The organism is Caballeronia sp. (assembly GCF_028292365.1).
Lineage (GTDB): Bacteria > Pseudomonadota > Gammaproteobacteria > Burkholderiales > Burkholderiaceae > Caballeronia.
On record NZ_JAQGMM010000283.1, the window covers coordinates 66,927 to 73,828 of the forward strand.

The 6,902-nt window shown below is 58.3% G+C and carries 7 protein-coding genes; 6 read left to right on the forward strand and 1 reads right to left on the reverse strand.

From position 1 onward, the window contains the following. Nucleotides 1–212 precede the first annotated feature (212 nt). Nucleotides 213–827, reverse strand: a complete 615-nt coding sequence (gene tssJ, locus JWR14_RS17865; protein ID WP_299709363.1) for a type VI secretion system lipoprotein TssJ — start codon at nucleotides 825–827, stop codon at nucleotides 213–215. A 377-nt stretch (nucleotides 828–1,204) separates the two neighbouring features. Here tssJ and JWR14_RS17870 point away from each other — a divergent pair, with 377 nt between their 5' ends. The 6 genes from JWR14_RS17870 to tssF all read left to right on the forward strand — a co-directional run. Then, the gene (locus JWR14_RS17870; RefSeq protein ID WP_299709365.1) at nucleotides 1,205–1,891 is read left to right on the forward strand and encodes a hypothetical protein; all 687 of its coding nucleotides are present in this window, start codon (nucleotides 1,205–1,207) and stop codon (nucleotides 1,889–1,891) included. Between the two features lie 61 nt (nucleotides 1,892–1,952). Further along, complete coding sequence (gene tssB / locus JWR14_RS17875) at nucleotides 1,953–2,504, forward strand: type VI secretion system contractile sheath small subunit (protein ID WP_299709367.1); 552 nt, start codon at nucleotides 1,953–1,955, stop codon at nucleotides 2,502–2,504. 15 nt (nucleotides 2,505–2,519) lie between these two features. Then, nucleotides 2,520–4,010, forward strand: coding sequence for a type VI secretion system contractile sheath large subunit (gene tssC / locus JWR14_RS17880; protein ID WP_299709369.1), 1,491 nt, complete (start codon nucleotides 2,520–2,522; stop codon nucleotides 4,008–4,010). A gap of 70 nt (nucleotides 4,011–4,080) precedes the next feature. Continuing rightward, nucleotides 4,081–4,626 carry a type VI secretion system tube protein Hcp gene (locus JWR14_RS17885; RefSeq protein ID WP_299709371.1) on the forward strand — a complete coding sequence of 182 codons (546 nt, stop codon included), beginning with the start codon at nucleotides 4,081–4,083 and terminating at the stop codon, nucleotides 4,624–4,626. Nucleotides 4,627–4,782: 156 nt separating this feature from the next. Further along, nucleotides 4,783–5,262, forward strand: coding sequence for a type VI secretion system baseplate subunit TssE (gene tssE / locus JWR14_RS17890; protein ID WP_299709373.1), 480 nt, complete (start codon nucleotides 4,783–4,785; stop codon nucleotides 5,260–5,262). A gap of 88 nt (nucleotides 5,263–5,350) precedes the next feature. After that, nucleotides 5,351–6,902 (forward strand): type VI secretion system baseplate subunit TssF (gene tssF / locus JWR14_RS17895; RefSeq protein WP_299709375.1); only part of this gene is annotated, 1,552 nt, incomplete at its 3' end.

Consider the following 6,902-nt stretch of genomic DNA (forward strand, 5'->3'; position numbering starts at 1 on the left):
TGCGGCGATTGCGCATTATGAAAAATTTCTCTCTGCACACTCGCTTTCGCTCGGGTCTTGAAAACAACCGCTCACTGCGACGGCTCATTGCAACCGCTCATTGGAACCGCTTACCAAGGTTCTGCTACCGATATCCACTTCAAATTGCCCGTACCGGTGCCGCACGTAGCGGGTTCAATAATATTCTTTCGAAACTCATCATTTAACCAAGCCTAGCCGCAGCTCACTGATGACAGCAGATTCAGTTGTTGTGCCGGTAATCCCTGGTCTGCGGGTATCACCGTTCCGCCGGTCACGGTCATCGCGCAATTATGCAGGCCGATCATTATGCCGGATTTCTCCGACTTGGCAGGATCGAATGCGAACTTCCAACGCTGTTGCGCCGGATCGCGAAATAAGGCGACGATACCGAGCGCGCCCGCTTCACGCGTCACCTTTTCCTTTACTGTATAACGCTGTCCCGGGATCAGCGTCACTTCTCGCACCCGGATCAAATCTTCGCCAAGAGTCGCTTTTTCGCGACCTGGATCGGTGAATGTATCAAACGGGGCCTGCTGGAAAGAAGTCGCGTCTTTGAGTGTATAAAGACGGACTACCAGCGCCAGTGGCCGTTTATCAGTCGCGGCATTCAGATTCGGCGCAGCATAAAGGGTCAACGGCACTTCGCGCGGCGGTTTTTGCGCGTCCGGAACATCGGGTTTACCAATGCCGGCCGCCTGCAAACCCGCGCTGGCTGCGGCTCCGAGCACTGAAATCCCTGCTGCGCATCCCCCCATGAGCAGGGTGAGAGCGAATATAACGCTGCACTTAAGATAACTTGTATTCATGCTTTGCCATTGCGCAGCGCGCTTGGGCTCCCCGATTATGACCAGCACTTGACGATAATTAACGAATCAGGCTGGTCTTCGTACAAGCGTTTGATTTATAAGTACGTTTTGTTTCGAATAACGGTGGTTCCGGACCCGTCGTCAATCTGTTCTGAACCCATTTAATCGGTGTAACTCGGAAAAAAATTCCGAATCATCAGACGTTTGCAGTAAAACACAGAGCGTGCTGTTTAGTTACTAGGCCTGGCTATAAAAATTTGCTTGTTTTACGTTACGATTGAATTAACAAAATTTGGCCTGTACTATACCTGCGCACTCCGAGCGTGGCAAAATTCGATTTTGCTCTTGAATAAAAAATTAGCCTTAGTGAAGAAATGATGACAGAGCGGCTGTTTACAAAAATCAGCGGGGTAGTGATGGCGTGCGCCATCGTGGCCGGTTGTGCAACTCAACAGGCTAATGTCCCTCCGACCCCTGACGTATTTAACAAGCAGTTGGCGGATGCCGATGCCGTCTCTAAAGCGGGCGATCAAGACAAGGCAATCGGGCTTTATCAGGATCTCGCAAAATCGGACCCGACTCGCGAAGAACCGTGGTCGCGAATCGCGCAAATTCAATTCACGCAACAGCATTACGGCCAGGCAATAGTGGCCGCGCAAGAAGCATTGCAGCGTGATCAAACGGATCGCCAGGCTAAAAGCGTTCTCGCGGTAAGCGGCTTGCGAATTGCAACGCAATCGCTCGGCGAATTGCGCCAGGATTCGGCGCTGGCCGGCGACGCGAAATCCGACGCTCAAGCGCTCGCGAAACAACTGCGCGACACGCTTGGTGAAGACGCCTTGTTCCCGCCCGAGCAGCAAGCCCAGAAGGCGGTTGTGAAAAAGCGGCACATCGTACGCAAGAAGCCGGTGACGACGGCCGCCGCAACGGATGCGGATGCGAAACCCGATGCAGCAACGGCTCCTGCCGCTCCGGCGCCGGCGGCGACTCCTGCTCCCGCGCCCGCCCCGCAGAAAGCGGCCAAGGGCGGCGGTGCGTCCGACCCGTTCAGCGCGCTGCGTTGAACACATCAAGCACATAAGCAGATCGAAATACCCGTTCACGCCGAAACCACGGAGACCAGCCATGGCCAAGAAAGAAAGTATCCAGAAGCGTCTGCAAAAGATTCGACCGCCGCGCGTCCAGTTGACCTATGAGGTCGAGCGCGGCGACGCAATCGAAATCAAGGAACTTCCTTTCGTGGTCGGCGTGATGGGCGATCTCGCGGGGCAGTCGGAAGTCGAGCAGCCCAGGTTGCGCGACAGGAAATTCGTCAACATCGATCGCGACAACTTCGACGACGTGATGAAGGGCATCGAGCCGCGTGCCGCGTTTCAGGTGGAGAATCGCCTGAGCGAAGCGGGCGGCAAATTTGCAGTCGACCTGCGCTTCAATTCGATTGCGGACTTCGATCCCGACGCGATCGTGCAGCAGGTGGAACCGCTTCGACGTTTGCTCGAAGCGCGGTCCAAGCTTGCCGATCTACGCAACAAGCTCGCCGGCAATGACAAGCTGGAAGATCTGCTAAGTGAAGTGCTGCACAACACGCAGCAACTGCAATCGCTTGCGCACGACGCAGGCGGGGCAAGTACGTCTGAGCATGGCAACCAGCCGCACGACGACCAGCAGCGCGACTAACCAGCGGGGTGTGAAATGAATCAGCAAACGGCTGCGGCACAGGTCGGCACGCAACAATCCGAAGCGGCACCGTCGCTGCTCGACGAGATCGTCGAGAAGAGCAAGGTCGCGAAGTCTCACTCCGAACACGCGCGCGCCAAGGACCTGATCGGCGAGCTCGTCAATCAGGTCCTTGACGGCACGGTGGTGGTATCGAACAACTTGTCGGCGACTATTGATGCGCGTGTCGCGGAACTCGACCAGTTGATTTCCGCACAACTCAGCGCCGTGATGCATGCGCCGGAGTTCCAGCGCCTGGAGAGCACATGGCGTGGACTTGACTATCTGTGCAAGGAAAGCAACACCGGCACGACAGTCAAGATCAAGGCGTTGCATGCGCCCAAGCGCGACATCGTGCGCGACTTCAAGACGGCCATCGAGTTCGACCAGAGCGCACTCTTCAAAAAGGTCTACGAAGAAGAATTCGGCACCTTCGGCGGTGCCCCCTTCGGTGCGTTGATCGGCGACTTCGAGGTGACGCGGCAGCCGGAAGACATGTACTTTATTGAACAGATGTCGCATGTCGCGGCGGCTGCGCACGCACCGTTCATCGCTTCGGCGTCGCCGGAACTTATTGGCCTTGAGAGCTTCGCCGACCTCGGCCGGCCGCGCGATCTCGGCAAGGTGTTCGATACGGTTGAGTACGCAAAGTGGAAGTCGTTCCGCGATTCGGAAGACTCGCGTTATGTCGGCCTCACGTTGCCGCGTTTCCTGGGACGCCTGCCGTTCAATCCTAAAGATGGCCAGACCGCCGAGACCTTCAACTTCGTCGAGGACGTGGATGGAACGGACCACGCCAAATACCTGTGGTGCAACGCCGCGTGGGCATTTGCTGCGCGCCTGACCGCAGCGTTCGATGACTTCGGCTGGTGCGCCGCCATTCGCGGCGTGGAGGGCGGCGGCCTGGTGGAAGACTTGCCGACGCACACCTTCAAGACCGACGACGGCGAAGTGGCGCTCAAGTGCCCGACTGAAATCGCGGTGACGGATCGTCGCGAGAAAGAACTGAGTGACCTCGGTTTCATCCCGTTGGTTCACTGCAAGAATTCCGACTACGCCGCTTTCTTTGCAGCGCAATCGGTACAGAAGCCCAAGAAATACAACACCGATAGCGCGAACGCCAACTCGGTCCTGTCCGCTCAGTTGCAGTACATCTTCTCGGTATCGCGCGTGGCGCACTACCTGAAGGCCATGATGCGCGACAAGATCGGCAGCTTCGCCTCGGCTCAGAACGTCGAAGTGTTCCTGAATCGCTGGATCTCGCAGTATGTGCTGCTTGACGACAACGCGACTCAGGAGCAGAAAGCGCAGTTTCCGCTGCGCGAGGCATCCATACAAGTGGCAGAGATTCCCGGCAAGCCGGGTTCGTACCGGTCAGTGGCGTTCCTGCGCCCGCATTTTCAACTGGACGAACTATCGATTTCGCTGCGGCTTGTCGCAGATCTACCGAAGCCCGCTTCTTCCTGAACGGCATGACTGCGTGTGGCCCGGACACCGTCCAGGCCGGCTATAAAACCACTCTATGGGGAGTCGAGGTATGAAGGATATCTACTTGAAATTTGGCAATCCCGCGATCAAAGGTGAATCGCAGGACAAGGACCACGCGAACTGGGTCGAGATCGATTCGTGGAGCCATGCGATCACCCAGCCGCGCTCGGCTACGGCGTCCACCGCGGGCGGACACACGTCCGAGCGTTGCGAGCACGGCGACATGGTGTTCACGAAGGACATCGACGTCGTCAGCCCGCTCATGTATCAGCACGCTTCCGGTGGTACAACGTTCGACGAAGTCACCATCGACTTCATGCGTTCGGATGGCGAAGGCAACCGCATCAAGTACCTTGAAGTGAAGCTCAAGTACGTGATCATCTCCAGCATCAATCCGAGCATCAACGCGCCCACCACGGCGACCACGACGGGTGCGCCCGCGGTCAGCGGCGCAAGCCTGCCGGTCGAGCAGTTCTCGCTCAAGTATGCAGCCGTGCAGTGGAAGTACACCCAGCAAAAGATCGGCGGCAACCAGAGCGGTAACGCTCAAGGTGCCTGGAGCCTGACCAAGAACGACAAGACCTACGCGGTCTGATTTTCGCGTTCTGGGAGCCCGGACAGTCCCAGAGAGTTCCGGGGCATCCTGATCCTGGCCGGTGCCGCGACGCTTCGGTGGCAGTACGCATCCGCGTGCGGCACCGGCGTCGCGGTCATACGCCCCAGGTTTCGACCGCAAGAACAGCAGGGCTTCATGAAACGTTTTGAGCCGAGCTTTCTCGACAAACTATTCGACGACGACCCGTACGAACCGGCTGCGGCCGCGCTGCGTCAATTATCGCTTGAGGAGCTGAAGAGCACGGTTGCCCGCGATGTCGAATCGCTCCTGAACACGCGTATCGCTTTCACGCAGGCAGACCTGGCTGCGTTGCCGGAATGTCAGTTGTCCATCCTGACCTATGGGCTCAACGACTTCGCTGGAATGAGCCTCGCGAGCCACTACGATCGCGTGTTTATTTGCCAGTCGATCCAGCAGGCCATTGCCCGGCACGAGCCGCGTTTGCAACAGGTAACGGTGAAGCTCGAACTCAACGGGCAGTCCACCAGCGCGCTCAACTTCGCGATCCGTGCCGTGTTGATCGTGCATCCGGCCGAAGAGCCGGTCAGCTTCGACGCCATGTTGCTGCCGTCGACGTTGCAATATTCCGTGACGCGCTCACGGGCGAAGCTTTGAAGCGCGCCTGAGCCGCGAACTTTGGTGTGTCGTCTGGTTTTTCTGCAAGGCAGCATCCGTGCAAGACACGGAGATGGGGATTTGAGCAATGGAAGAACTGCTGCCGTATTACGAGCGCGAGCTGTCGTTCCTGAGGCGTTATTCGCGCGACTTTGCTGAACGGTATCCGAAGATCGCAGCGCGTCTCGCCATGTCGGGCGAGCACGCGGAAGACCCGCACGTCGAGCGCATGATCCAGTCGTTCGCGTTGCTTGGGGCACGCATCAACAAGAAGCTCGACGACGATTACCCCGAGTTCACGGAAGCGCTGCTGGAAGTACTTTATCCGCACTACCTGCGGCCGTTTCCCTCGTGTTCGATCGCACAGTTCGACCCGGGACAGGCGCTTGGCCAGCTCACCGGGACAGCCACGATCGAGCGCGGGACCGAGCTGAAGTCCCGTTCGATTCGCGGCGTGCAGTGCCGCTTTCGCAATGCGTATGACGTCGTGCTGGCCCCGCTCAGGATTGTCGAGGCGAAGTACACGCCGGTGGCGTCGGCACCGAGCGCGACGATCTTGCCTCGGGACGCCGCAGCGCTGATCTCCGTCACCTTCGAATCCACCGCGGCGCAGTTCGATCTGGCGACCCTTGCGTTGAACCAGGTTCGTGTGCATTTGCACGGCGAACAGTCGTTCGTCGCGGCGTTAGCCGACTGCCTTCTCCTCAATACCACGGCGAGCTACGTTGAGGTAGATGGCAGCGGCAAATGGAAAAAGCTTCAGGACTCCGCGGTCGAGCAGTCGGGTTTCAGCGAACGCGATGCGCTCATCGACTATCCGGAGAAATCGCATCCGGCGTATCGCTTGCTGACCGAGTATTTCGCGTTCCCGGAGAAATTCAATTTCATCGATTTCGATTTCGCCGCGATGACGCGGGCGGGCGGCCGATGCAACCGTATTACGCTGCATCTGGTGCTGAAAGGAATACGCAGCGACTCGCAAACGGCGCGGATGCTCGACGGCCTGTCGAAGGACCATCTGAGGTTGTTCTGCTCGCCGGTCGTCAATCTTTTCAAGCAACATGGTGACCCGATTCGCGTCACGCATCAGGCTGTGGCGTATCCGGTCGTGTGTGACGGGCGCCGTGCGTCCGCGTATGAGGTTTGCTCGATTGACTCCGTGCATCTTGTGCGCGAACAGGCTGACGGCGAATCCGTGATCGAATTCCGGCCGTTCTATTCGCTGCATCATGGTGAAAGCGGGCAGGCGGGCCATTACTGGCTCGCTCGCCGCGACGACGCGGTTGCGAAATCCAGCCCAGGCTACGAAACGGAAATTTCCATTGTCGATATCGACTTCGAACCGCTGCAGCCGCAGACGGACACGCTGAGTCTCGAGCTGACTTGCACGAACCGCGACCTGCCATCGCAACTCGCATTCGGGTTGGACGGCGGCGACCTTTTTCTAGAGGGGGACTCGCTCGTGAGCGGCGTGCGCATGTTGCGGCGTGCGACACCGAGCGTGCGTTTTGAACGAGGACGTGCCGCACACTGGCGACTGATTTCGCATCTCGCGCTCAACCACGTCTCGCTCGCTCAAAGCGGCGTCTCGGCGCTCAAGGAACTACTGCGGCTATACGATCTTCGGCGCACGGCGGTCT